This is a genomic window from Leptolyngbya sp. O-77 (assembly GCF_001548395.1).
Taxonomy (GTDB): Bacteria; Cyanobacteriota; Cyanobacteriia; order Elainellales; family Elainellaceae; genus Thermoleptolyngbya.
Genome location: NZ_AP017367.1, coordinates 3,787,826 through 3,811,994 on the forward strand (window position 1 = coordinate 3,787,826; position 24,169 = coordinate 3,811,994).

At 51.0% G+C, this 24,169-nt stretch carries 16 protein-coding genes and 1 tRNA gene; 4 read left to right on the forward strand and 13 right to left on the reverse strand.

Going from position 1 to position 24,169, the window contains the following annotated elements; translation table 11 throughout:
- Window positions 1–3: 3 nt before the first annotated feature.
- From O77CONTIG1_RS16060 to O77CONTIG1_RS16095, 8 genes are all read right to left on the reverse strand, one after another.
- Entirely contained in the window at window positions 4–5,310 is a 5,307-nt protein-coding gene (locus O77CONTIG1_RS16060) for an FtsK/SpoIIIE domain-containing protein (protein ID WP_197673210.1), read from the reverse strand.
- The gene (locus O77CONTIG1_RS16065) at window positions 5,307–6,860 is read right to left on the reverse strand and encodes a hypothetical protein (RefSeq protein WP_068512496.1); all 1,554 of its coding nucleotides are present in this window, start codon (window positions 6,858–6,860) and stop codon (window positions 5,307–5,309) included. Before O77CONTIG1_RS16065 ends, O77CONTIG1_RS16060 begins: the two co-directional genes overlap by 4 nt.
- A complete protein-coding gene (locus O77CONTIG1_RS16070) occupies window positions 6,857–8,641 on the reverse strand; it encodes a hypothetical protein (protein WP_197673211.1) in 1,785 nt (594 codons plus the stop codon). The genes O77CONTIG1_RS16065 and O77CONTIG1_RS16070 overlap by 4 nt, the downstream gene beginning before the upstream one ends.
- Before the next feature lie 304 nt (window positions 8,642–8,945).
- A complete protein-coding gene (locus O77CONTIG1_RS16075; protein WP_068512502.1) occupies window positions 8,946–9,143 on the reverse strand; it encodes a hypothetical protein in 198 nt (65 codons plus the stop codon).
- Window positions 9,140–9,751: a Uma2 family endonuclease gene (locus tag O77CONTIG1_RS16080; RefSeq protein WP_068512505.1), complete on the reverse strand. Its 612-nt coding sequence runs from the start codon at window positions 9,749–9,751 to the stop codon at window positions 9,140–9,142. Before O77CONTIG1_RS16080 ends, O77CONTIG1_RS16075 begins: the two co-directional genes overlap by 4 nt.
- A 51-nt stretch (window positions 9,752–9,802) precedes the next feature.
- Entirely contained in the window at window positions 9,803–10,621 is an 819-nt protein-coding gene (locus O77CONTIG1_RS16085; RefSeq protein ID WP_068512508.1) for a phosphoadenosine phosphosulfate reductase family protein, read from the reverse strand.
- Window positions 10,608–14,174, reverse strand: a complete 3,567-nt coding sequence (locus tag O77CONTIG1_RS16090; protein WP_197673212.1) for a hypothetical protein — start codon at window positions 14,172–14,174, stop codon at window positions 10,608–10,610. The genes O77CONTIG1_RS16085 and O77CONTIG1_RS16090 overlap by 14 nt, the downstream gene beginning before the upstream one ends.
- A 14-nt stretch (window positions 14,175–14,188) precedes the next feature.
- Window positions 14,189–15,136 (reverse strand): DUF4007 family protein, encoded by a 948-nt coding sequence (locus O77CONTIG1_RS16095; RefSeq protein ID WP_068512510.1) that lies wholly within the window; start codon window positions 15,134–15,136, stop codon window positions 14,189–14,191.
- A gap of 226 nt (window positions 15,137–15,362) precedes the next feature.
- Between O77CONTIG1_RS16095 and O77CONTIG1_RS16100 the strand changes: the two genes are divergently transcribed.
- Together O77CONTIG1_RS16100 and O77CONTIG1_RS16105 are read left to right on the forward strand one after the other, a co-directional pair.
- The gene (locus tag O77CONTIG1_RS16100; RefSeq protein ID WP_068512512.1) at window positions 15,363–17,429 is read left to right on the forward strand and encodes a DNA phosphorothioation-associated putative methyltransferase; all 2,067 of its coding nucleotides are present in this window, start codon (window positions 15,363–15,365) and stop codon (window positions 17,427–17,429) included.
- Window positions 17,429–17,947, forward strand: coding sequence for a hypothetical protein (locus tag O77CONTIG1_RS16105; RefSeq protein ID WP_068512515.1), 519 nt, complete (start codon window positions 17,429–17,431; stop codon window positions 17,945–17,947). Before O77CONTIG1_RS16100 ends, O77CONTIG1_RS16105 begins: the two co-directional genes overlap by 1 nt.
- A gap of 70 nt (window positions 17,948–18,017) precedes the next feature.
- On the opposite strand, the gene O77CONTIG1_RS16110 is transcribed toward O77CONTIG1_RS16105, so the two are convergent.
- The 3 genes from O77CONTIG1_RS16110 to O77CONTIG1_RS16125 all read right to left on the reverse strand — a co-directional run bounded on the left by O77CONTIG1_RS16110 (window position 18,018) and on the right by O77CONTIG1_RS16125 (window position 19,623).
- Window positions 18,018–18,497 (reverse strand): hypothetical protein, encoded by a 480-nt coding sequence (locus O77CONTIG1_RS16110; protein ID WP_068512518.1) that lies wholly within the window; start codon window positions 18,495–18,497, stop codon window positions 18,018–18,020.
- A 214-nt stretch (window positions 18,498–18,711) separates the two neighbouring features.
- A protein-coding gene (locus tag O77CONTIG1_RS23700) for an IS5 family transposase (protein WP_410503468.1) occupies window positions 18,712–19,474 on the reverse strand; the annotation gives its coding sequence in 2 pieces (ribosomal slippage) (window positions 18,712–19,128 and window positions 19,130–19,474; 762 coding nt in all).
- Between the two features lie 76 nt (window positions 19,475–19,550).
- Window positions 19,551–19,623, reverse strand: a tRNA-Ala gene (locus tag O77CONTIG1_RS16125).
- Between the two features lie 174 nt (window positions 19,624–19,797).
- On the opposite strand from O77CONTIG1_RS16125, the gene O77CONTIG1_RS16130 reads away from it, so the two are divergent.
- Both O77CONTIG1_RS16130 and O77CONTIG1_RS16135 read left to right on the forward strand, forming a co-directional pair.
- A complete protein-coding gene (locus tag O77CONTIG1_RS16130; protein ID WP_068512521.1) occupies window positions 19,798–20,907 on the forward strand; it encodes a RuBisCO accumulation factor 1 in 1,110 nt (369 codons plus the stop codon).
- Complete coding sequence (locus O77CONTIG1_RS16135; RefSeq protein ID WP_225894597.1) at window positions 20,889–21,971, forward strand: aromatic ring-hydroxylating oxygenase subunit alpha; 1,083 nt, start codon at window positions 20,889–20,891, stop codon at window positions 21,969–21,971. The genes O77CONTIG1_RS16130 and O77CONTIG1_RS16135 overlap by 19 nt, the downstream gene beginning before the upstream one ends.
- 14 nt (window positions 21,972–21,985) lie before the next feature.
- Here O77CONTIG1_RS16135 and O77CONTIG1_RS16140 read toward each other — a convergent pair whose 3' ends face one another.
- Window positions 21,986–22,951, reverse strand: a complete 966-nt coding sequence (locus tag O77CONTIG1_RS16140; RefSeq protein ID WP_068512523.1) for an ABC transporter ATP-binding protein — start codon at window positions 22,949–22,951, stop codon at window positions 21,986–21,988.
- Between the two features lie 10 nt (window positions 22,952–22,961).
- Window positions 22,962–23,906 (reverse strand): glycine betaine ABC transporter substrate-binding protein, encoded by a 945-nt coding sequence (locus tag O77CONTIG1_RS16145; RefSeq protein WP_225894598.1) that lies wholly within the window; start codon window positions 23,904–23,906, stop codon window positions 22,962–22,964.
- Window positions 23,907–24,169 lie beyond the last annotated feature (263 nt).

Consider the following 24,169-nt stretch of genomic DNA (forward strand, 5'->3'; position numbering starts at 1 on the left):
TTCTTATTGCTGCTTAATGATTTCAGCGATCGCAGCCATCTCTTCATCCGCTAGAAATGGCACCTGGGCGTAAATAAGATCAGATTGGTTGGTCAGGCGGGCAGCTAGATGTCCCTTGCCTAAAAGGTTTTCTGCTCCTTTTTGACCCAGTGAAATCTCCGAAGTGCCGACACTCTCGACTCTCAGGATTAAACGATTTCCTAAGTTGTCTCGAAGCTGCACCGGAAGGACATTCGCATCAGGACGCTGGGCAGCAAAGATGAGATAAATCCCTGCGGCTCTTGCTTTTACCCCCAATCGTTGTACTGCTGCCGATACAGCCGCTTTATATTCATCGACCAGCATCCACTCAGCAAACTCGTCGTGAACCAGCCATAGCACCGGAAGCCTATCCTGCTCAGGAACTTTGCTGTTGTAGTCCTGCAAGGATTTCGCTTTTTGAGGAAGAAACTTTCGATATCGATTGTCCATTTCCTCGACCAGAAGATCCAAAACCTCGATCGCACGGTCTTGATCAATAATGATTCCTTCTTTGAGATGAGGTAGGTCGCTGATGTTGGCATAATCAACGCCCATTTTGGGATCGATTAGATAAATGCTTGCCAGTTTGGGAGAGTTTGTTGCACAAATATCGAGAAGGAGGTTTTGCAACAGAACCGATTTACCGCTGCCTGTAGCGCCAGCAATCAGCGTATGTGGAGCGTGTTGTTCTAAATTCTCGAAGCTACTGCCTAGATTAAGGTAAAGCAATTCACCATCCAGTTCTTTAACTCCAATGACAAAGCTAAGGTTCACACCCGAAGGCGATCGATTGATTTTTCGTTTTGCCCACACTTCTCGTAGGGAAATCGTTTGGCGCTGGGGACGGGCAACGGTGACAACGATTTCACCAGGCTGACCATAAACGCTAATAACGTTTAGAGAGTGAGTGGTCAGGAGTTGCGATCGCTTCTTCTCGATGTCATCTAGCTTCAGATTGTCTGAACCTTTGAATCGGACGATCGCTGCGTTTGGAGTCAGGCGCTTACCTTCAATTTTGGCTTGCAGGTTGTATCCCAATAAAGCCGTCCGCAGTTTTCCAGCCGCTTCCTCCAACCATTTTTCTGCCACTGCATCGCCTTGGCTGGTCTGTGCCTGTCCCTGCTGCCACCAGGAAACCAGTGCTGGACTCGCCCAACTATCTACGCTTTCAACAGATGAGGCACCCGGAAGGATAGTAGTTTCAGGTTCGATTGGCTGGTCAGACAGGGTTAGCTGAAGAGGACTGTCAGGATTTTCAGGCGGATTAATTTTTGCAGGTGTTGCTGGGGGAGGCGTTGCTGTATCTACCTTCCCAATTTCTAAAACCCATGTGACTCGATCCGCAGGTTGTAATGCTTCTGCTACTGCCCAAGGCTTGTCATCGCCAAGCTGTTCCCTTATGGGAAGGAGTAGATCTCCTGTCTCATAAGCCAGAACCAGTTTACGGACAGATTCCCGATCGAACACTTCTTGGAAGCAGCGTTCCACCTTAGGAATCGGCGATCGCTCCCCCTCTACATTGCTCTCATTCGTTCCGGATACAAAGACTTGAGAGTAGCCGGATAAATCAATCCGAAGCGTCCCTGAACGGATTTGTTCGCGCCATTGTTCAATGTTCAGTTTGTTGTTGGAGCTAAATTCAATGCCATCGAGCAGAAGATCGCTAAGGCGAGATAGCCAGAGGTCCCGATCAAGACGACCTGGACTGATAAAGAGGGCATCGGCAATGCGATCAACTGTTTGCCGGAGCTGGTTCTGGGAAGTCTTGCGAGCATCAGCCAAGCCCGCTACATCAACGTATTTTGCCTCAGAAACAATGACTTTTAGAATGGGTTCGCCATCAACATACTGGGGTGAAATTGCCATGATGTCAGCAATTTGACCTTCTTTTTGCCCTAACCAAGAAGCGTAGTCATCCAGAAAGTACCAGCCGATCGGGTTTTGCGCTCCCATCTCTGCTGTGATTAAGGCTTTACTGAGAACAACGCCCATTAGCTCGCTGGCGAATCTACCGCATTTTGCGGCTCGTAACACGATGTCACCGGAAACGGCGTTAGCTTCGTTAATTAGGCGTTCTACCAGTTTGTCGATTCTGTTGCTTTCCAAGCCTAAGTTCAAGGCTTCTAAGCGCTTCCTGACTAGCACCTTAAGGACATTCAGAGATGCGTCCGAAGAGACAAGGAAGTTCCGTTCATCGGTACGGTTCTGTTGATAACGGATAACCTTTACGCCCTGGTTAACGAGTTGTCGTCGTTCCAGCAAATCATCGTAATTGACTACCCACTCTCCTAAACGGTGGCTTTCGTCAAAAGTTGTCTTTGTAGTTTCTTCCTGGAAGGAGATCTGACGGGCAGGTAAAAAGTGCTGATCAGGAGAGCAATCTTCACCTTGAATCAGGCTATACACCATATCGAGGTAGGCTTGACCCACCATCGTTTGCTTCGGACAGGTGAGATAAACGGTGGATTTAAGCTCGTCTTTAGCAGACGGGCGTTTCCGTGCCCAACGAGCAGGAGAATGGATTAAGATTTCGGCTGTGTTGCTGTCAAACGGTGAAGGCTGCCAAACCACTTTCGCCTGCCGGGAGATTGCATCTTGCAGAAACACAATGTCGGCAAATTTGCCTTCTGTAGGGGTTGTGGAAGGAACGTCGTTGGACATGACTGAGATCCGCAGTCTTGCCATAAAGTCTTGAGAAACCTCACTGGCAATGAAGGCATCGGGGTCAGCGTCAGAGCTTTCCAACATCTGCTCATAGAGTTGAGCGAGTTTTTGTCCATTTCGATGGCGCAGAACAACCTGACAACGAACTTCTTCGCGATCGTCTTGCAGTTCTTCACTCAGCTTGTTAACGATCGCTTGAGGCAGTTTGATCGAGTCGGTTTGGTACAGAACTACGCTCAAATTCGTTTTCTCATGGGGCAACAGTTCCACGTAGCGACGGATGATCCCTAGCAAGCGATCGGCTGCTTCAGCCGGATTTTCGTTGGTTGTGCGATCGCTCTCGTCCCGCGTGGGGCGCTCCATCAGGCTGTAGTCGTTGACCGTATCAGAGACAGACAGCAATTCGGGCTGCTGCCCCTGGTAGCCAACACAGACTTCAGGATAGTAGGGATGATCGAGTTCGTTTCGCAAATCAGCAAAAAATAGGCGGGAATCGCCAAAGTTGACCTCTGGTGTGGAGATGATGTACCTAAGGAGTCCTGCTAATTGGCGGGCTTTGACGGCTAGGGAGGCTAATCGTAGCGGATGCCAAGGGGCGATGATGGCAGCGGGTTTACCAAGCTCCACTCGAATGCAGCCCAAGCGCAAGATAGGTTGATAGAAGTCAATGCGATTGAGATCGCCTTTGACATGTTCTAGAACAGTCTTGAGTAGGTTGCCATAGGCTTCACACTGGTGCAACAGTTCTGGACTGGCAATCCCTTGTCCTTCGTTGGTAAAGCTGGCGATCGCTGCTCTGTATCTTTCTGCAAAAGTTTCCCAAGCAATGGTGATTTCTGCCGCCGCATCCTTTGAGAGACGAGCATCTGCGACGGCTTGTTTGAGTTTTGCGGGAAGAACTTTATCTAGATCGCTCTTGCGATCATATTTATTGACTAAAGAACCCCGATCTTGACGATATGCGGCCATTAGGGTTCCAACATCTGATAGAGAAATGCCCTGCAACCGCCCCTTCTTACTGACTAGCTCCCGCGACACCTGGGACAGTTGGAAAGGTGAGTCTTTGCGTAGCCGTTCCAAATCACTACCCAATTCCATTCCAATTGAATTTGGATTACAACGCCAGACCAGTTGAGTCTTTGCAATTAGCTCCTGGGCGTTATCCCGCATCTCGACATAGAATTTGATTTCCGTCGCAGTTCTTGCTATCGAAGTATTCTCTCGGTACTTTGTTTTCTGCTTCTTTTTAGTCTCTTCTAACAATGTGTCGTACTCGAACAACCAATGAGTTTCCCATTGAATATGAGGGTTTGTTAGTTGTTCAATACCTCGATAGCGGGTACAGAAATACCGACCTACATCGGCATTGAGTTCTAACCATTTACTTTTTCTACTGCTTTTCTGAGTTTCAATTTTGAGAAATTTAACGCCAGCAGTATTTTCTGCTTGATCAAACAGTCGCTCGAATGCTTGTAGTAAACCAATCAGAAAATCTGTACATTCAATGGGTTGTCCGTAAACGAATTTATCCCACTTTGCTTTGAGTTTGCGATCGCCCTCAAGTTCCTGACGGTGCGCGTCATAAAATTCCCGATCCTCGTCTAGCGCCTCACGTTTATTGCGCTTTTTCAGAGCGTTGATGTACTGAGTTTCTGACTCCGTTAGGGTATCGGGATACTCATCATTAAAGAAGTCCAGGGTGAGAGAAGCAATATCTGTCTTTTGAGCTTGTAGCCCAGAGAACAGCGTGTTGATATTATCCGATTCCCACTCAAACTTAGAAAGGGCTTCAGTTTCAGGAGTCCAGCCAGCAGCACTGCCAATAAAGGAATGAATGGTAGGATGGGCGATCGCAGGAATATCATCCTTCACCTTGTCAAAGGCAGTTTGAAGATCCTGCTCATCAATTGGTTTGCGGCTAGGGGTTTGCTTCAGTAGTAAACACGCACGTTTCGCAAAGGCTTGCTGAAATAGCTTTTCCCATCGTTGAGTCTGTCCTAATTGAGTTTCAGGGATGGCACGAAAGTAGCCAGAATCACGAGGAAGCCGTAGAGCGGGAAGTGCCCATCCAAGTGCATCGATGACTGGAAGGCTTTCTTCAAGAATGCGCGATCGTGTTTGAACAATGTATTCCGCAAAATTTTCTAGACTGGGTGTGCCGACTCGTTGGAGTCCGTTGAGGGCTTTACGCCAGTATTCAATCTGCTCAGCAGGAATTGCCAGGTCTTTTGCAGCCAGGTTAATCCAGCACTCAATCTGTCCCTTCAGTTCCTGAGCGCCAACCGAGGTAATGTCATTGAGAGATTGGGCTTGGTCGTCGCTGATGTTAGCCAGCAGTAGTGCAGGGCGATCGCAAGCTGAGTGACGCAGGTGAACTGTGCGTTCATCGGTCAAAATCTCGTCAGGTAAGCCGAAGCCTGCCACGAGATCTCGTGGAACTTGAATTTTGATGAGCGGGGCAAGTTCAGAATCCTTCAGAATGGTTTGAGAGACGGCAGCAACCTGCTGAGCAGTAAGGCGATTTAGCAGAAACCGGGCTACTCCCTCGTTGGTCTCGTCGGTTTGAATTGAGCGTTTTAGGAAGTCAGCCGCAACTTGACCAATCAGTTCAATGGTCTGCATCATCTCACCTCCGAGGCAAAGGGATTTTGAACGTAGGCACAAGCATCGGAAAGGCGTTTGAGCAGCCCAATGCTGGCAAGGCGGCGTTCAAGCCGTTCGGCATTGGCTACAAAATCTTCGCGATCCGCATCACCGGAGTTGATCAAATCTGTTGCTTGGCGATCGCCAATAATAAACCCATATTTCTGGTACAGTTTCGCCAAAAACTCTTGAAACTCCATACGAGTTGGTACAGAAGCGAGTACCAACGTCCTCAGCAAGGAATCAGTTGGGGCATAGCGAGTGCGACGACTACCTCGACTGGACGATAAGCCGATTTCGCGTGACCAGGTTCTATGAAACTTACCAAGGTGCTTCTGGTGCCGCTCAACCGCATCTTTGCGTAAGTCATCTAGAAGTGCATCAGGTGAGGAGCCACCTGCACTTGACCATGAGAAGTACTGTTTTAACAGATCAGTAGCATCATCAATAGAGCTTCCGGAATTAAGGCAATCTTGCCACTCTGGTAAGTCAGCAGTACTTCGGATGTAGTGCTCAATTGCTTGTTGTGGCAGATTATCGTTCTTCTGAAACTCATCCGAAGCCAACTCACGCACTGTTGTTTTCTTAGGTGCGACAATCTCTAGCACAAATTGCGGCGGAGTAGACTCACCTAATGTCGCCTTGGCACGGCTTAACAAGTAGATAATCAGGTGCAGCCCAGTAATAGTGACAATGTGAGGTAGAGAATCGTAGTCAGGTAAATTACAATTTAGGATGTCAAGCCAGTCCTCAGCTAAACGCTCATACTCAGGTAGCTGAGCATAAGGAAGATAAGGTGGATTTCCGCTAGATTTAAAGCTAGTACGATCTTGTTCAGGCTGAAGAGCAAGTACTAGCTGGTTCCACTTGGTTCCTTTATAACTGGGAGAGTAATCCTTTGCTATGAGACCTATTTTTTCTAGATGACTTAGGATCTCTTTGCCCCGACCACTACGGCATAGCATTAAGTAAAGAAGTTCACCTGTTCTCTTGAAAAAACGACGATCTGCCGTAGATTCTGTCTCTTTTACTTGTAGATCTGTAAAGAGACAATCAGGACCATAGGGAAATATAAATTGAGAACTCCATCGTTTATTTGTGTCTTTCTCTATTGCATTTCGCTTTAAAAATCTCACGACTTCAACAAAATCTTTGAAAGAATTGAATCGGCTTTTCAAGTAGCTAAAATCAGGTAGCGCAATTCCTCCAACGCTGCTTTGAAATAAAGCGAGCCATTTTTCCCACCTTTCTTTGTCATTTGAAGGATCATCAGCAATGACTTCAAGATGTGGATTATTGAAAAGTAAGTTCCGTAGATATAAGCGTGTGAAGGGTTTATATTGAAGCACATTATAACCCTCTTCGGAAAAAGCTACTCCTTCAGATGCTTTTGACTGGACTATAAGCAAAAATTCCAAAATCGTAAGCCAAGGTAGTTGCTCATCATAAAGTCGAACTCCCCAAATTGCTTCATCAATCCACATTTCATAATCATCAATATTCTGTGGAGGAGGTAATACATCTAATCTCATACATTAATCTCCAAAGGTCTTGGGATTGCTGTTCCATCAGAGTTAAGTTCCAAAAGTTTTAATTGAGTATTCTCTTCACCATCAGCCTCTTCTCCTTCTCTTTTTCTTCTAATCTTTAGCTGCTTCAATATCTGTGATTTAAATGCCAATAAGTCCTCGTAGCATTCTTGAGAAAAGTTACTTGGTAAAGCCCCCTCGGCAACACGGCTTAGGTACTCATATCGAGTTAAATTTAAGCGTAGTAAAGCAGGGGCAACATTAGGATCAGAGGAAAGGTAAACAAGAAGGCTTAGTGTCCTCAACTCAGAATTCAAAATTACATCAACGCGCTCACCTCTCTTGGGCCAGGTAGAAATAGATTCCTCATGAATTCGGCTAATTCTGGCTTGTGAATGGCTTCCTGAAGTTGCCAAAACTAGTTCATTTTGGTTACTAACCAATAATCCTGTAAAGATGCGATTTAGTCCTTTGACCAACCGTGCAACAATTGGCTTAGGAGTCTCCTTGCCCTTCTGTAAAACCCTATAAACGTCATTTAAATACTCGCCAGCATATTGAAAGATCGTGAGATCCCAAAGCTTCATGTCTGTTGTGCGATCGCCAGGAATAGTAAAAAACAACCGCTGCCGTTGGGCTTGAAGAACGCCAAGAAACTCTTCTCGTCCCTTAGCAGCATCCCCTTCCAAATAGGAACGCTGTTGAGCTTGGTACTTTAAGTCGGCTCCGTAGAATGAATCAGATAACACTAAGTCAGCGTAGAGCGGTTGTAGTTCTGGATCGTCTGCTCCAAAAATTAGAATGTTGTCAATTTGATTGCTGGTTTCCACCCCAATACCAAAGCTACGTAGAACTTTGAAGACTTCAGTTGATTCACGCCGCCGCTCAGGTAGGTTCTCGCCAAAGATATTGCGATAGAGGCTGGCACGCGATGCCGTTTCAGCCGCAATAATATCAGGAACTTGCCGACAATTGAGTAACCGATCTTTTGCGTCTGGATGACCTAATAGTGCATTGGCAACCAACAGAAGCAATTGGCGAACTGGAAGATGCATCTGGTTTAGTTCGCACAGTTCGAGAAGGTCGGTCAATCGTTCTCGTGTGGTTCGATCCGCATCAGTTCCCTCTAGACGCTGTTTGTTCTGCCAAATCGGACATCCCTGGCTCTGATAAGCACATTGATTGCAGTCGTTCCAACCCGGATGCTCCAAAACGGCTTTCAGAATCCGGGGAAACAAAACGGCAGCGCTTTGACGGCTGAGGTTGTAGAGTTTGACTTGGAAGCCTTCTAATTCACGTAAGTCTCCCACTAAAAGATCTTCGATTGCCTTTCGTACAGGCTCAAGTTCTTGAATTTGTGCTGCTTCTGCCCACGCTTCCACTAGCTGTCCATCGTTCGCTGCAATTAGATAGACCTTGGAAGTGTCCGTACCCAAGATAGCAGTTGCTATTTGTGGCAGGAGCGACTGTTTTTCCTCTAGAGTAAGTTCGCTCAAATCCTTGATGACGATTAGCTGGCGTACCGAAGGGCTGCTTGGAGCATCGCTCAACACCAAGCGTTGAATCTTGCTATCCTTTTGCCAATCATCAACAGACCCACCAAACTCTTCCCAAATCTGCCGACAATAGTAGGTTTTACCATCCCCAGCCGTACCCGTTAAAATAACCGACTTGGGCGAAGTTGAACGGAAGTTATCCAGCAATTCACCTAGATACTCAGTTTCAAAAGCGATCGGTTGAAGCTTCTTGCGCCGTAAAGCACGCTGAATCACCTCGTCATACATATTGTCATTGCGAGGAATTGGTCCGTACTGACGTAGAAAACTTATCCAATCTGATGCAGGGCAAGATGACTGTTGAAAAGGCATATCATAATTTTCCTGATGACGCAATGTGAACTAAAATTCCTAAAATCTGTTCGACTGGCGGCATCGCATACTCCTTCAGATCAAACGTCACAGTCCGGTGTTCTAGCTTGAGAAATCGCCATAGGCTACCGCTGGTCACGGTGCAATAAATTGTAGCAACTGCATTTCCTTGTTGCTGGTTAAACCTTCTGTGCTGCCACCATTTCCGCAATACATTGCCCTAGCCCTGCATCCAGATCACCTTTTTTAGCCTCCACGATAACCGCGACCGGGTGCGATCGCACCACAGCCATTCCAGACAGGCCACCAGCAGCGCCAACTGGGCATAGTGTAACGAACTTTCCATCTCTGGTTCATCGCTCTCCAGTTGACGGGCATCGGGCATTAAGTCTGCCAATTCCTGAGCCGTTAGGGTCATGATGGGTTCTCTCCACAAGGAAAAACTTGGGCAAGGGCGAGGGTCTGGTCTCCCACCGGCAGGGCGATCGCCCCAGACGGCGTGACAATCTGGCGATTCAGATAGCCAAACTGCCCCGGTGTAATTTGAGCCGGTTCGCTGTAGGCTTCCAGCGTGCGATCGATGAGATTAAATAACCAGTAGTGGGGAATGGCAGCCTCAGCATAGAGAGCCAGCTTCACCGTGCGATCGTACTCTAGCGATGAATCCGCTACTTCCATAACTAGGAGCGTGTCCGCAGGGGTTGGATGGGCTGATTCATAATCATCATCTCGGTTCTTCACGATTGCAAAATCTGGCTCTGGCTCTCCATCGAACGCAAGCGTGATAGGAGACTGACACCGAAGAGTCGCCCTATCTCCAATGATTGGGAGTAAGATCCTAAGTAATCGAGTGATACAGGTTTCATGAGCAGTGCCCTTTGCTGCCATTTGAATAAGCTCCCCCCGAATTAGCTCGATATGGTCATCTTCGCCCAGAAAGCCAAGGTCCACTAAACGGTGATAGTCCTGCACTGTGAATCGTACAGGTTGAGGGGTTTGAGTGGGTTGGATGGCGGTGGTGATCATCAAGCCTCCTGGATGGACATCTCGAACGGTACTCAATCCTGTGAGTTCAGCTTATAGATGGCACGCAAGACAGGGCAAGGTGTCGTCCTCCTCATCCAAAATAGCTTCCAGGCTCTCCACCAGGGGGCGATCGGGCTTTTGTTGGGCCTCTCGTGCCATTGCCTTGTGATGATCGGCAATAATTTGGTCTTTCCGCTCTAGCAACTCCAGCAACGTTTCGCCCTGGGTCCAGGTGTAGGTTCTGCCGTCTTTGTGCTGGCTTTCATAGTCCACGGCTCTGGCAAACAGGTCGGGGTGGGTTTCATGTAGCATCACCCATTCGTACTTGCGCTGAAAGAAGCAGAAAAAGCAACCAGAGCGCGATCGCCAGCGGTAGTAATCGGGCATTCCGATACCGCTTTCTTCCAGCAGGCGAAGAATATCCGCTTTGACCTTTCCGTGTTCTTTAAAAGGGAATACGGGAGTGATATTCGGTTTAGTAGAGATATAACCATCACGGTTTTCATCAGCTCGAATACCAATGTAGCTAAACACCTCATCATCACCTACCCACTTTTCAAGAGGCCTAATTTTCATTTGTTCTGTACACCACCTTTGCCTGGGCGAAGGTAGATACCCACTATGAATCTGTAGCCAGTGATCAAACCCTCGCTCTGCATCTAAGTAGTGAATTTTAATCTCAAGGTAATTTTCAATTCGCTTGAGATAGTTGTAGGTTTCAGGCAATTCCTTATGGGTATCGCAGAAGAAGTACTCAATCTCTAGGTCAGGATATTCTCGACGCATAAAGATAGCAAGAGCGGTACTGTCTTTGCCCCCTGACAGCCCTAAGATATGTCTTGGTTGTTTGTTGGTACTAGTGTTTTCCATACTGTTCACATCGTTTGCGTCTGCTTGATTGCCTCTCTATTATCGGCAAGGTTAAACCATTGTGGATTTTGGATGGCTTAGCTGATGGTTGGTTGATTGGCAGCGGCGGCGGCGAGGTTTCTGCCAGCACGCGCTCGCTGAGAAGAGTTAGAAAAGCTTGGCGTAATTGAGGGTCAGAACATTCTGCCAGCACTCGTTCAACTAGCGGCTCAAGGCGTTGCTGCTGTTCCTGATCCATCCAGACCATGCGGTGAATTTCGCTGCCATCCGGTCGCGTCACCGTCAACCGTCGCGCCTCAAAGCCACTTCGACTCTGGGCAGCGACATCTTTTTGCAACGCTTCTAAATTTTTGAACCGTCGCGCCAGGTCACTCAGATTTAACTCAAAGGCTGTGATATCCTGATCCGTCCAGGCTTCTGCGGGTTTGTCGGCCACAATCATCAGCAACGACTCTAACCAAATGCGATCGCTGACCGTTTCATCGGCTGCCGCCCGCACAAATCGATTCAGCTTGCTCTCCAGACAATTCCCCAGCAAGTACTTTGCCCGAAACTGCAAATCCAATCGCAGTTGATCGCGATCGCTCCTCAGCCCAAAGGCGTTGTACAGCATCACTTCACAGTCTTGCAGCAAGACATCGTAGGCCGTGTGGATTTCCCGCAAGATCTGCACCAACTGTTCCCGAAACCGTCGCGCTGTTGCTGAATCCGTCGCCGTTTCATGCTCCGGGTCAATCCGAATTGGGTCTAAACCCAGTGCCCTGGGCAAATCCGCAAACAGTAATTCATCCGGCTCCTGGGTTTGCCGCAGTGTTTGAATGACAGCTTGAGCATTGGCACTGAGCCGCTTCGATTTCACCGTATACGCGGGGAGCTTACGGACAAACTGCACCAACGGTTTCACGACTGACAAAATCGTGCGATTACGGGTGCCCGGTTGCCCCTTCGCAGGACTGCTTCTGAGGATTGCCTCCAGTTCCCGGAACACCTGCGATCGCACTCCCATCACAGCAATATGTTTGACAGCAAACCGGGATGGATCTTTGACCAGTAGCTCAAAATGTTCTGCCCCCAGCACCGGGATAAACGTGCCATCTTTATAGATCGAAACTTGATCGACATAATGCAGCAACACAGCAGCTAATAATAGCGGTAATACTCCTGACTTCACCCCATGGGGCGGATCGGCCAGTTGCTGATAGAGTTGAGCGATCGATCGCGGCTTGTCGGTGGCTTCCAGACAAAACCGGGCGATCGCCTGCCACACAATTGCCACGCCTGAATCAGCGATCGCAGGATAAAATCCCCACACCCCATCCTCCTGCCGATGGATTCCCGTAGCTTCCAGCACCGAACCATACATGGCGACTTCCGGCCCATAGCCTGCTAACCCCAAGCGTTGCTTGTCAGCGTGTTTGAGCATGGCCTCAATCAGTTCGCGCCGCGCCTTGGCCCCCTGGGAGGTCAGTTCACGGCGATTGATCAGTTCATTGTCGAGTACTAGGCCCTGGCAATAGGTGCGATCGCACAAGTCTGAAAGCGCAGATTGGAAGCCTCTGGAGGACTCAATGGCAGTGAGTTGCCCATCAATCCAGCAGGTATTTTTTTGTGCAGACCAGTTGAATGCTAGAGCGACGGTTTCATTCAGCAGTTGCTCTGCTTCGATTAGGCGTTGTCTTACCTCTCGCTTTGCCACACCATCCGTTTGCAACTCAGGGGCATCTTTCCAGATCTGCTTCAGTGCCCAAAAATCTTCACTCCGCATTCGCAAAAGTTCAAGATTAGCAACTGTAATCACAATCAGTGGTTTGCCATCCGCAGTCCGTGCTGGAACTGATTCAGGTGACGCGGTATCTAACCAGTAAGCAATTAAGCCGTCACTCCCTGAATTAGCACCAGTTAACGCCTTCAGGTCAACCCGACTATCCACATACCGCTGCTCAAAATAGCGGAGATTACCCGTCGTGGTGTAGTGGCGTTGAGCAACCAGCGGTTTTAGCGGATAGGTGGTGGTCAACAAATCGGCTAAGGGATTGTAGGCTCGTTCGATTTGCCCTTGAATGGCGGCTTCCACATCGAAATCAGAGCCTTGCCAGATTCGCAGTTCGTCTTGAGCGCTGCGGTGGGTGATTAATTTTTTCTGCTTCAGGTATTGGATCGTCTTCTGCCAATGCTGACGGCCCTTTTCATCGGTGGGGGTGTCGCACAATGCCAGTGCTACTAATTCAGGCGTTGCGCGAAACTTTCCAGTTGAGGTGACCAGGTTGAGAATTCCAATGGTTTTCAGGACTTTGAGCACATCCTGGCTCTGGTCTCTGGCATCCTGAATCAACCCCTGTACTTCCACCCAACGTTGTAAGTTGAGTCGCGATGCCAATCCGGTGACGGCATCCACAAAGTAGTCATAAAGCTGGTACAGCTTCAGGGTGGGGATGTGATCTCCCTGAATGGCAGTGGATTTAAGAAACTGCGGCAAGGCGTAAGGCTCGTCGCTGGTGAGAAAGGTAAATAAAGAGCGATCGTTCTGGGCGTAACGCACACAGAGCATGGGCAGCACCAGCGCCGTCAGGGGGTGCAGGGGATAGGCATCTGCTAGCACCTTTGCCGAAATTTCGTATTCTGAGAGTACCTCTTTTAACGCCTCAAACCAGCGTTCGGCCTGCAGGTGAATGCTGGGTCGAATTTGACTGGAGCGAACGATCGCTTGCCCAATTAAGCGAGTCATCTGACTGGGCGATTCAGTGAGAACAATGTCCGTGAATCGTCCGTGAATCTTTGTCCATTCGCTTTGTTCTACTGTCGAGAGGCGATCGCCATACCCGGCAAAGGACTGATGCAGAATCCCCACCAGGTGAACTTGGTAATCGCCCTCTAGCTCTAATTCGGCAATTTGTTGCAGCAGGTATAGATCTTGAATTCCCTGATGATGCGCCGCATATTCCAGATTCTTGCCCAACTCATCAATCATGAGCAGCACATCTGTTTCAACCGTCTGGACGATCGCCCGAAGCAATTTCAGCACTTGTTGGTCGGTAACCTGGCAGTTGCCCTCCTCCGCCTGGAAGCGCCACTCATTCAAATCCATCCAGAAATCTGGCTTCCGCCTTTTTTTCCAAAATCGATCAAAGCCGTAGGACAGGGCGCGTACCACCGTCCAACTCAGCGGTTCTCGTTGAGCGGTGGCGATGGCTCTCACTAACCCTGCTTCAGGAATGCGTCTGATCGCTTCCATTTCGGGGCTATTGGCCGGAAAAACCGATTCAGCGATCGCCCAAGCTGCCTCAGCAACCGGACTTTCTTCAGGGGCACACAACGCCGCCAAAAAATGGGCAAAGGCTGACTTCCCTGTTCCATAGACTCCAGTTAATGTCCAGGCGCGGTGAGCATTCGGATCGCCAATGGCAGATAAAATCCGCCGCAACGCTTCAGCCGATCGCTCAGTCGGAACATAACCCTGCACCGCATCAGGCTTATCTAAATCTCTCTCTAGGTTGACGGATCGGTAGTAGCGGCGGTGTAGCTCAAAGTAAGTTGCAAGCGTCTTATGGGTCATCTTACTCACCTTGCTCACCTTCCCGTTCGCGGAGCGTCTCCAGAGGAGAACCGATAATACCCATCTAAGATAGCCGCTGCTAGGCTCAGTGGCTCCCCTTCAAAGGAAAATTGCAGCTTTCCGGCAGCATCAGACAGTCGAATTTGCTCCCATCGTCGAGCCATCACCTCGATCGCGTTGCAGATGGCGCTCTCAGTCAGCTTAAACACGAGTCCTGGGCTGCCGAGGTCGTAGAGCAAATTGGCAATGGGCATCGTTTTAGCAGGGCTACCCGTTCGAGCATGGTGCTGTAAGCAGGCATAGACTACCACTTCTGGCGGCAAGTTGGGTTTCTGTCCAACGCGAAATAGATAGTGCCGCGAGTCCCCTGCGGTGTGAATCAACCCTAGTTCCGTAAAGGGGCAATCCAGTGAATCTTCGCTGACTTGAGCCTTACCACTGGGTTGCACAACATACATCCGCAAAATGCAGCTCACATCCTTTCTGAGTGAAGACTCAGAAATACGGGGGGCTTCGCGATCGCGGTACTCACAAAGCTGGTAGAACAAATCTTCAGTCGTAAACTCGACCTGACGAAAATAATTGAAGGCAACATCCCAGGCAGTTGCCAAGTTAGGCGCTTCTAGCAATTTCCAGTGCAGCAGCCAAAGGGAGGCAGGATCTTCTAGATAAGAGTCCCAACCTTCCTGCCCTAAGAGTTGGTGACCAAATTCTGTCGGCTGGTCATCCTTCAGCAGCTTAAAGGCAGAACACCAGTACCGAATGGAGCGCACCATGTTCTTTCCCACGCCGAGCCGAACAGGGGCATCCTCCCTTAAGAAAATCTCTGAATCGATAGAGGCACGATCAAAACCCTTCTTCAACCAACCAAAGCGGGGATGAAACGTTTCATGACGAGCAAAGACGATGGCTTTAGAATTGCCATTGGTCTCTGTGTTGCGATTCGCTTGCTCTACCGCCATAATTTTATAGAACGAATGTACCCATTTTCTACGATTCAGAGCGTACTGGAAAGCCCCAGCCATAGCGTGCATCTATTATGCTACTCCATATATAGGGGGAGGAGCTTAATTGTCCTTAATTAATAGGGATTACGCAGAATAATGAAGCACACAAAGTGATCAACCGTTTAAGGTCAGTAGCATAATGGGTTCAAATTGCGACTTAGGCAGATGAAGTCTTTTGCGGATGTTTTGTAGCCTTGATGACTTTAGTGCGATCGCCATTACCTGCCAACGCAGCAAGGTGGGTAAGCTTCTGCCGGATGCTTTATACGTCCACGTCTCAGCCCTAGAATCACTAGACCCGCTTCTTCAAGAGTATGAGAGTGCAGCAAGGGAAATTGCTGCCCGCCCAGAAGGGATCACACTCGTTAAGTTCAATCTGGAAAAGCCAAGCATCTCCTATCTCTCATACCCAGAGTTTGATAGCGATCCCCACCCTGCCCTTCAGTCCAGCATTCAGGTGAACCTGCAAAGCCGTGAGGTGAACTATCGAGATTACGGTGAGGCAGGCAACCCTTTTATTCTTCACAGAAAAGAAACCTTTGTTACGACTGATTATCCCCACTACCAGCAGTTCGCTGCCCTCACTCGTCAAGAAGAAGCTCTAGGACTATTGGATAATCCGAAGGCGATCGGGACGCGGTTGGCTTGGGAGGAACGCTTAGCCCAATTTAAGGTGGCGTTTCAAGGACATACGCTGGTTCATCGCTCTCTACTGAATTCTCGTTCTTCTCAGGTCAAGATCGATCGCCACAAAGCAGCCATCAGCCGCAACGACTTCTCTAAACCTGTACGTCTGGCATTAGAGGCAGGGCTGCTGAACCAGACCACAACCTTCTTTGACTACGGATGTGGGCAGGGCGGAGACCTGGAACGGGTGGGCAAACTGGGCTACAAGAGCGCAGGTTGGGACCCCTACTACCGTCCAGATTCTCCCCTAGTGGCTGCGGATGTCGTGAACTTGGGATACGTCATTAACGTCATTGAATCTCAGGCAGAGCGGCGCGAGGCTTTGATTAAAGCCTGGGAGCTAACCAGGCAGGTGCTCATTGTCGCTGCCCAGGTTCTCATCGCGCAGGGGAATAGCCAGATTGCCTACGGGGATGGGGTAATCACAAGTCGCAATACTTTTCAGAAGTATTACGACCAGGAAGAACTAAAGATTTACATTGACCAGGTGCTTGGGGTCGATGCAGTTCCAGCAGCATTAGGGATCTACTTTGTTTTTCGAGACGAGTCCCAGGCTCAGACTTTTCGGGCCTCCCGATTTCGATCGCGTGTCTCTGTGCCCAAAGTTCAACTGGCGAATAAGCGGTTTGAGGATTACAAAGAACTGCTCACTCCGTTGATGGCATTTTTTACGGAGCGGGGACGACTACCAACCCTAGAGGAACTGCCTGAGACAGAAGCCCTCAATACCGAATTTGGTAATTTGCGACGGGCATTCCAGATCGTCCTACAAGCCACAAACCCACAGGAATGGGATGAGATTAGCGATCGCCGCCGTCAGGACTTGCTGGTTTATCTAGCGTTAAGCCATTTTGGTCGTCGTCCCAAGCTGCGGGACTTGACACCTGTGGTTCAGAACGACATCAAAAGTCTATTCGGTGGCTATCAGCAAGCCTGTGCTGCGGCAGATTTGATGCTGATGAGTTTGGGCAATCTGGAAGTCATCGAGAAACGTTGCAAGAGTAGTGCGATCGGGCAGAGGCGACCGAATTCGCTGTGGGTGCATGTGTCGGCGATCGAGGCACTTGACCCGCTGCTCAGGCTTTACGAGGGTTGCGCTTCTCGCACGATCGGTCGCCCCCAAGAAGCCAATGTCGTCAAGTTCCACTTCCGTAAACCCAAGATTTCTTACCTGTTCTACCCCAATTTTGACACCGACCCTCATCCTGCCCTGCACACTAGTATGGAGATCGACCTGCGAGATCTCCGCGTTCATTACCAGGATTATGACCCCAACGATAACCCACCCCTGCTGCACCAAAAAGATTCAATAGTGACAGCCGACTATCCGCTCTATGAGAAGTTCGCGAAGCTGACCCGGCAGGAGGAAGGGTGGGGTTTGCTGGATGATTTGCGCCTGATTTATGACACTCGTGGCTGGCAGAAATGCCTAGAGGAGCATTGTGCTGAATTAAAGGGGCATCGTGTGGTGTGGCGAAAAGATGCTGATCCCTATCGGGTGAAGTTGGTGCGATCGGCTATCCAAGCAAAGCAAACAGGGCGAAAGAATGAGGAAGAATAATGCTTGAGCTAGAGAGAATTCAGTCGCTTGCTCAGTCCTACTCACCTCAGGAGCTATTTGCGGCTCTAGTCTGGCAACGTCGGTTTAACGAATTTGATGGACAAGAAGTAATCACAGATCTCACTAACCATCACCATCTGTGGAAAAGTTTTCTTTTTACTAAGCCCATCTATGCGCCAGATAAAGATGGATTGAGTTTTAATGGAGTGCTTGAAACGCTACTGGCAATGGCAAACTATCGTCCAATGCCAAAATCAAGCATCATTCACTTTGTTCCTTATCCAGCAGACACACTGTATGTCTTAACAGAAAACCGAGACACGACGGTAGCTCAATTAATGGATTTGGGAAAGAAGTGGCGAGCAGATTGTGTAGATGTGTGTGATGGCACGAATGCTGAGGAGACTGAAGATTGGGAATTTCGAGACTATGTATCACTTCGTCTCCGCAAAGCTTTATGGAGTGAAGACTTGAAACGCGATCAAGATGCTGTGATCATCTCTTATTGGTGGGATTAAGATATGTACCGTTCTTTAATTACACAATGGATTCGTAAACTACGTTCTCGGCGTAGTCAAGGTGGAGAATTTAAATATAAACCTCTTTTAGTTCTAGCTGTTCTAGAGATCTTAGATAGAGAGCCTGAACATCCAAACTCTTGGAACAATAATACTTGCCATTTCGATTTTTCTCATGTGCCATGTGCTGATCCCGGCTTGGGTCAACCCGACCATTCTTGATGCCTATCTCTGGGTCTTTCTGAGCCAGAAACCGTTTCAAATCCCTTGAAAGGACATCGAGCATGAACCCATGCTGCCCTAACCGATAGACAAACCCACCGCCCAACGACTGTCCCAATTTCTCATATCGCATTCCCACCCCAAACATTGCCATCTGTAAGGCTTGCCGCAGTTGAGAATAGGAAAATCGCCAACTGCCATGATGGGGAGGGTTTTCTGACTGATAGTCAATGATCTCCGCCCACTGTTGCAGTGTGGAGGCATCAAGCCCATCGAGACTGGTGAACGTTGGTGCGCCGAACGTGTGGGATAATGCCTGCCACCACAACTGTTCTGGTGCAAGGGCAGCGGCGGCAACAGCAGGTGCGGTAGCACGTATCGCCTCTACAACTCACCCTCGAAGAATTTGGCTCAGTAATCGACGAAAATATTCCTTCGATAGCTTGACAAAACTTGACGGAAGCGAATCTTGGAAAAGTTGTCCAAAATTCCAGGCGCAATCTCACTCACCCACTAAGCCTTCTACTTTCTAGGGCGTGTCATCAATTAAGCCAAGTCAGGGCAGCCGCCATGTAAATTGCACTCAGAAACGTCTCGGCTAACTTGTCATAGCGTGTCGCAATCGCTCTGTACTGCTTGAGTTTGGCAAAGAAGTTCTCAATTAAGTGCCGCGCTTTGTATAGCTCCTTGTCGTATTCACGCGGTGTCTTGCGGTTTCGCTTGGGCGGAATCACAGCCGTCTTGCCCTGTTGTTGGAGTCGCTCAATCACCCGTTGGTCTGCGTCATATCCTTTGTCAGCCAGGACTGTATCAGCTTGAATGTTCTCTAGCAGCACATCAGCCCCATCAAGGTCACAGGTCTGCCCGGGTGTGAGGTGAAAGCCTGTCGGATTGCCCAGTGCATCGACAGTCGCATGAATCTTGGTGCTCAATCCCCCTTTACTACGACCAATGGCTTGGGCATTGGCATCCCCCCTTTGCCCCAGCACTATGCTGATGAGCACGCACAATCGTGGTGTCGATCATGGCGTATTCGTTGTCTGCATCTTCAGACAGCACCTGAAACACCCGTTGCCATACGCCCGTCTTTGCCCAGCGCCGAAAGCGGGTGTGAACCTTGCGAAAATGACCAAACCGCTCTGGCAAGTCTCGCCAGGGAATGCCGGCTCGATATCGATATAGCACTGCCTCGACAAACAGACGATTATCCTTTGCTGTGACTCCCACCGCCCCCGCTCGTCCAGGGAGCAAATCTTGGAGCCGTTCCCATTGGTCATCGCGCAGGGCGTAGCGTCGGGTTGTCATAATCGTCAGATAGCTGAATCACTGCTGATTACAGCTTATCTAATTGATGACACTCCCTAACTCTACTTTCTAAAAATGGAGCTAAGCGGATTCGAACCGCTGACCCTCTCAATGCCATTGAGATGCGCTACCAACTGCGCTATAGCCCCTAGTGCGTTTTCTATCATGCCTGACGAATAGCAACTTCGTCAACTAATCTTTGGGTTTCAAGTGAGAGATTTGGCGTTTAATGGGGAATAGCCTGATTGCGATCGCCCTCTGGCACAAAACCTCACAACTTAGTTCTCATTAGTTCTCACACTGCTCCACACTGCTCACACGTTATGATTGACCTGCCACCTGAACCTGCCGAACCCTCTCCAGCGTCGCCGTCTCCTGACCGCGCCCCCGCCGAGCCAGACGTGGAGGCGCTGCTCTTGTCGCTGCGGCGCAAGCAGGGCACCTGGATGGACTGGGGCAAAGCCTGCTTGCAGTTGCAAAAAGCGGGCTATTCGCCGCAGCAAATCTTTGAGGCGACGGGGTTTGAACCTGTGCAGCAAAACCAGATTGTGGTGGCGGCGCAGGTATATTTGTCGATGCTGAAGGTGGGCGTGTCGGATGCAGTGCGGGCCCGTTTTGAGCGGACAGGTAGCGACACGCTGTATGAGTTTCGGGTGCTGAGCCAGGGCGATCGCGCGGCAGTGGCGGAGCTAGTCGTGCAAAAGGGCGTGGACTCGGAAGGGGCCCGGGATGTCGTGCGAGCGGTCAAGGAATATTCGCGGCTGGCGGCCCCGCCAGAGAAGTTTCCCCTATCACCGGGAGATGCGGTGGCCTATTTTTGCTGGAACCTGGCGCGGCAGCAGGCGGATCTGCAAGCGCGATCGCGCCTGATTGCCCAGGGGTTGAAATTCGCCAGCAGCGACAGTGCCCGCCAGCAGCTCGAGCATTTGCTGACGGATTTTGGCGTGGCTCGTGTGCAGCAGGCTCCCCGGCTGCCGTTCTATCGGCTGGAAACGGAATCGGAAGTGCCGAGGGTGATTCCGGTGGCGGGTCGGTTGCCGCTGTCTCGCGCCCACCTCCAGGCGGTGCCGATTCTGCAAGAGGAGGAACCCTTTGGCATTGTTAAGTTTTCGGGCACGGGGGCGTGGGTTCCAGTTCCCGGCTGGCAGGTGATTTTGGCGGCCGAAGACCCAGTGGCGCTGATCACCGACAGCGACCAGTTGCCCAATGCGCCGGAGGGCCCGTCGGAGCCGGTGTTAGTGATTCTTGACCGGGCGCAGCGCCAGTGGGACGAGTTTAGCTACTTTGTGGTAGATCAAGAGGGACAGTTGGATATTCAGTGGTTTGACGTGCCGCCTACCAAGCCAATCCTGGGGCGAGTGGTGCTGATCATGCGACCGAAGCGCGTACTGGACGAAGACTTTAATAAAGAGCTGTGGCAACTGGAAGAATAGGGTTCGATCTGGGCGTGGAGGGCGGTCTTGAAGAGTCTGGCGATCGCCCGGCCAATTCGGCTGCCAATCCGCTGAAGGCAACTGCGGCGGCGATTGACCCGGTGATTTGGAACGACTGGTATGTGGTGGCTCGGTCGGTGGATGTGCCCATTGGCACAGTGGGGCGATCGCGCTTGCTCGATACGGGCATCGTCCTCTGGCGCAGCGCAGATGGGGCGGTGCAGGCGTGGCGCGATCGCTGTCCCCATCGCAGCGTGCAGTTGTCAAAAGGGCGGGTGGCGGGCGATCGCCTTGTGTGTCCCTATCATGGGCTGGCGTTTGACCCCAGTGGGCGCTGCGTGTCGGTTCCGGCGCACCCCGGCTATACGCCGCCGCCCCAGTCCTGCGCCAAAACCTACGCCGTGCAGGAGCGCTACGGGCTGATCTATGTCTGCCTGGGGAGTCCGGAGCAGGGAATTGTAGACTTTCCCGAATGGCGCGAACCGGGCTATCGCGGGCTGATCGCCGGGCCCTACACCATCCACACCAGCGGGCCGCGGGCAATCGAGAACTTTTTGGACGTAACCCATCTACCCATTCTGCACGCTGACATTCTGGGTTCTCCCCAGCGCCCTGAAATCGCCGACTATGAGGTGCAGGTCACGCCCGCAGGCATCGTGGCCCGCAATCTACGCATCTGGCAGCCCGACCCCTACGGCACAGGCAGTGGCAGCGAGGTAGTCTATGATTACCGCGTGGAGCGTCCGCTAACGGCACACCTCCGCAAGCCCAATCCCAACGGCGAAAATCTGGCGCTGCTGTATCACGTTACGCCCGTCAGCGAGACGGAGTGCGTCGGCTGGATGGCAATGGCGCTGAACTTTGGACAGGAGATTCCGAATGCAGAACTGATTGCCTTTCAGGATCGCATCGTGCAGCAAGACCTAGACAATCTGGAATCCCACGACCCGCCGCAACTGCCGCTAAATCCTGCGGTCGAGTTCCACCTGCCGGGCGATCGCACGTCGCTGGCCTACCGTAAGTGGCTCCGGAAACTGGGCGTGCGGTATGGAGTAATGGTCTAGCTTCCGAAATCCCTCTAGCCCCTCGCGCCCACGCTGGCAGAGTCGCGAATATGCTCCAGGGTCAGCGTGCCCACGGGGGAACCATCTTCTAGCACGGTGAGCTTGGGTGCGCCGGTGCGGAGAATCAGCGACAGGGCATCGCGCAGGCTGTCTTCGCGGGCGATGGTGGGGTGACCGTTGAGGGCGTAGCCGTCGGGCAAGCGAGTCATGGCGGTGGCCACGCGCAGCAGGCTGAGCTGGCGCACCATGTCGTCTGCGCCCACCAGGTTATGCACAAACTCGTTCGTGGGCTTGGTCAGAATATTGAATGGCGTGTCGTATTGCACGATCTGTCCCGCCTTCATAATCAAAATGCGATCGCCCAGCCGTAGTGCCTCTTCAACATCGTGTGAGACAAACAGAATCGTCTTTTTCAACTGCCGTTGCAGCCGCAAGATTTCGTCTTGCAGCGTGGCGCGGGTAATCGCATCGATTGCTCCAAAAGGTTCGTCCATCAGCATCACCTGCGGGTCGCCCGCTAGCGCCCGCGCCAGCCCCACCCGCTGCTGCTGTCCGCCCGAAAGTTGGGCGGGATAGCGATTGCGATATTCCCCCGGCGGCAGCGCCACCAGATCCAGCAGTTCGTCGATCCGCGCCTGAATGCGGGGATTGGCCCAGCCTAGCAGCCTGGGCACAACAGCTATGTTCTGCGCTACGGTCATGTGGGGAAACAGCCCCGACTGCTGAATCACATAGCCAATCTGTTGGCGGAGGCGGGTCTTGGGCAGTTGGCGAATGTCCGTGTCGCCCAGATAAATGGTGCCTGCTGTCGGCTCGTACAGCCGATTCACCATCTTCAGCAGGGTCGTCTTGCCGCAGCCGCTTGGCCCCAAGATGACGACCAGATTGCCCGACTCCACCTCACAACTGACGTGATCCACCGCCGCCCGCGCCATGCCCGGAAAGCGGAGCAGCACATTGTCAAATCGGATAGCGCTCATGGAGTAGCCCCTAAATCAGCCCTTCGCTCGTCAGAAACTCGCGGGCCACGTCGGCGGGTTCCTTCTGGTTGCCGCTGACTTCAAAGTTGAGGGTTTGCATCACATCGTCGGTGAGCTTGGGCGCAAGGGCATTCAGCGCGTCGGCAATTTGAGGATTGGCATCCAGCGCCTTTTGCCGAACCACAGGCGCAACCTGGTAAGGCGGGAAGAGGTTTTTGTCATCTTCCAGCAGCACCAGATCAAAGGCTGCGATTTCACCATCGGTGCCAAAGGCAACAGCGACATCTGCTTCGCCATCCACCAGCCCTTTGTAGCGCAGACCTGGGTCAACGGCTTTGTAGCCTTTTAGCTGGAAGTCGCCGTAGGCTTTTTTGATGCCAGGGAGACCGTCTTCACGCTGCTCAAACTCTGGCGGGCCGATAATCGTCAGTTCGCTGGCTCTAGCAGCCATCTCAGAAATGGTTCTAATGCCCAGTTCCTCAGACTTGGCGCGGGTCATGGCTAGCGCCTGGGTGTTGTTCATGGGCGACGGTTCCAGCCACACCAGGTCAAATTGCTCTTTATAGCCTTTAGAGACGGCTTCAAACACGGCCTGGCGATCGCTCTGGGCAGGCAATTTCAGCACCGTTAGCAGCCCCGTGCCCGTGTATTCGGGGTACAGGTCGATTTCGCCACTCATCAGCGCTGCTTGGGCCACAGGCGTTCCCCCCAGGTTCAGCTTGCGGTTCACCGTTAGCCCCGCCTTTTCCAGCACCAGCGCATACATCTCGCCGATGATAAATGCTTCGGTGAAGTCCTTGGAGCCGACGGTGACCGTCCCCCCAGAGGTGGAGCCACTGGGGCCGCCACTGCCCCCCGCGCAGGATACCACCACAAAGGCGGAAAACAGCGCCACCAGGGGCAAAATCAGCAGTCGGCGCAGGGACTTGGAAACGTGCATGTTGAAACCTTGCATAGTCTAGTTGGGCACGATGGAGGAGTTAAGAGTTAGGGGTTAGAAAGCCGACCTAATCAGGGCTTTTAAAGCCTCTAACTGTTCTGATAACTGTTCTGAGGAACCGTTCTAAAGATTGCGCTAACGCTGTGCAATTGCCAAAGGCCCGAAGCCTGAAGGCCGATTTACAGCCAAAAGTTGCTCAGCGAAAAAGGTTTCACTCATCATAAAGGATTCAGCCCAAATCCAGGCGTTTCGCTGGGCAAACTCCGTCCAAGGGGGCA

Bases quoted from the DNA above. Each gene is read 5' to 3' on its own strand.
- O77CONTIG1_RS16095 (WP_068512510.1), bottom strand. From the start codon at position 15,136: ATGGCGGTAGAGCAAGCGAATCGCAACACAGAGACCAATGGCAATTCT.
- O77CONTIG1_RS16080 (WP_068512505.1), bottom strand. From the start codon at position 9,751: ATGATCACCACCGCCATCCAACCCACTCAAACCCCTCAACCTGTACGA.
- O77CONTIG1_RS16105 (WP_068512515.1), top strand. From the start codon at position 17,429: ATGCTTGAGCTAGAGAGAATTCAGTCGCTTGCTCAGTCCTACTCACCT.
- O77CONTIG1_RS16100 (WP_068512512.1), top strand. From the start codon at position 15,363: ATGTTTTGTAGCCTTGATGACTTTAGTGCGATCGCCATTACCTGCCAA.
- O77CONTIG1_RS16085 (WP_068512508.1), bottom strand. From the start codon at position 10,621: ATGGAAAACACTAGTACCAACAAACAACCAAGACATATCTTAGGGCTG.
- O77CONTIG1_RS16075 (WP_068512502.1), bottom strand. From the start codon at position 9,143: ATGACCCTAACGGCTCAGGAATTGGCAGACTTAATGCCCGATGCCCGT.
- O77CONTIG1_RS16070 (WP_197673211.1), bottom strand. From the start codon at position 8,641: ATGTATGACGAGGTGATTCAGCGTGCTTTACGGCGCAAGAAGCTTCAA.
- O77CONTIG1_RS16065 (WP_068512496.1), bottom strand. From the start codon at position 6,860: ATGAGATTAGATGTATTACCTCCTCCACAGAATATTGATGATTATGAA.
- O77CONTIG1_RS16140 (WP_068512523.1), bottom strand. From the start codon at position 22,951: ATGAGCGCTATCCGATTTGACAATGTGCTGCTCCGCTTTCCGGGCATG.
- O77CONTIG1_RS16060 (WP_197673210.1), bottom strand. From the start codon at position 5,310: ATGATGCAGACCATTGAACTGATTGGTCAAGTTGCGGCTGACTTCCTA.
- O77CONTIG1_RS16090 (WP_197673212.1), bottom strand. From the start codon at position 14,174: ATGACCCATAAGACGCTTGCAACTTACTTTGAGCTACACCGCCGCTAC.
- O77CONTIG1_RS16130 (WP_068512521.1), top strand. From the start codon at position 19,798: ATGATTGACCTGCCACCTGAACCTGCCGAACCCTCTCCAGCGTCGCCG.
- O77CONTIG1_RS16145 (WP_225894598.1), bottom strand. From the start codon at position 23,906: ATGCAAGGTTTCAACATGCACGTTTCCAAGTCCCTGCGCCGACTGCTG.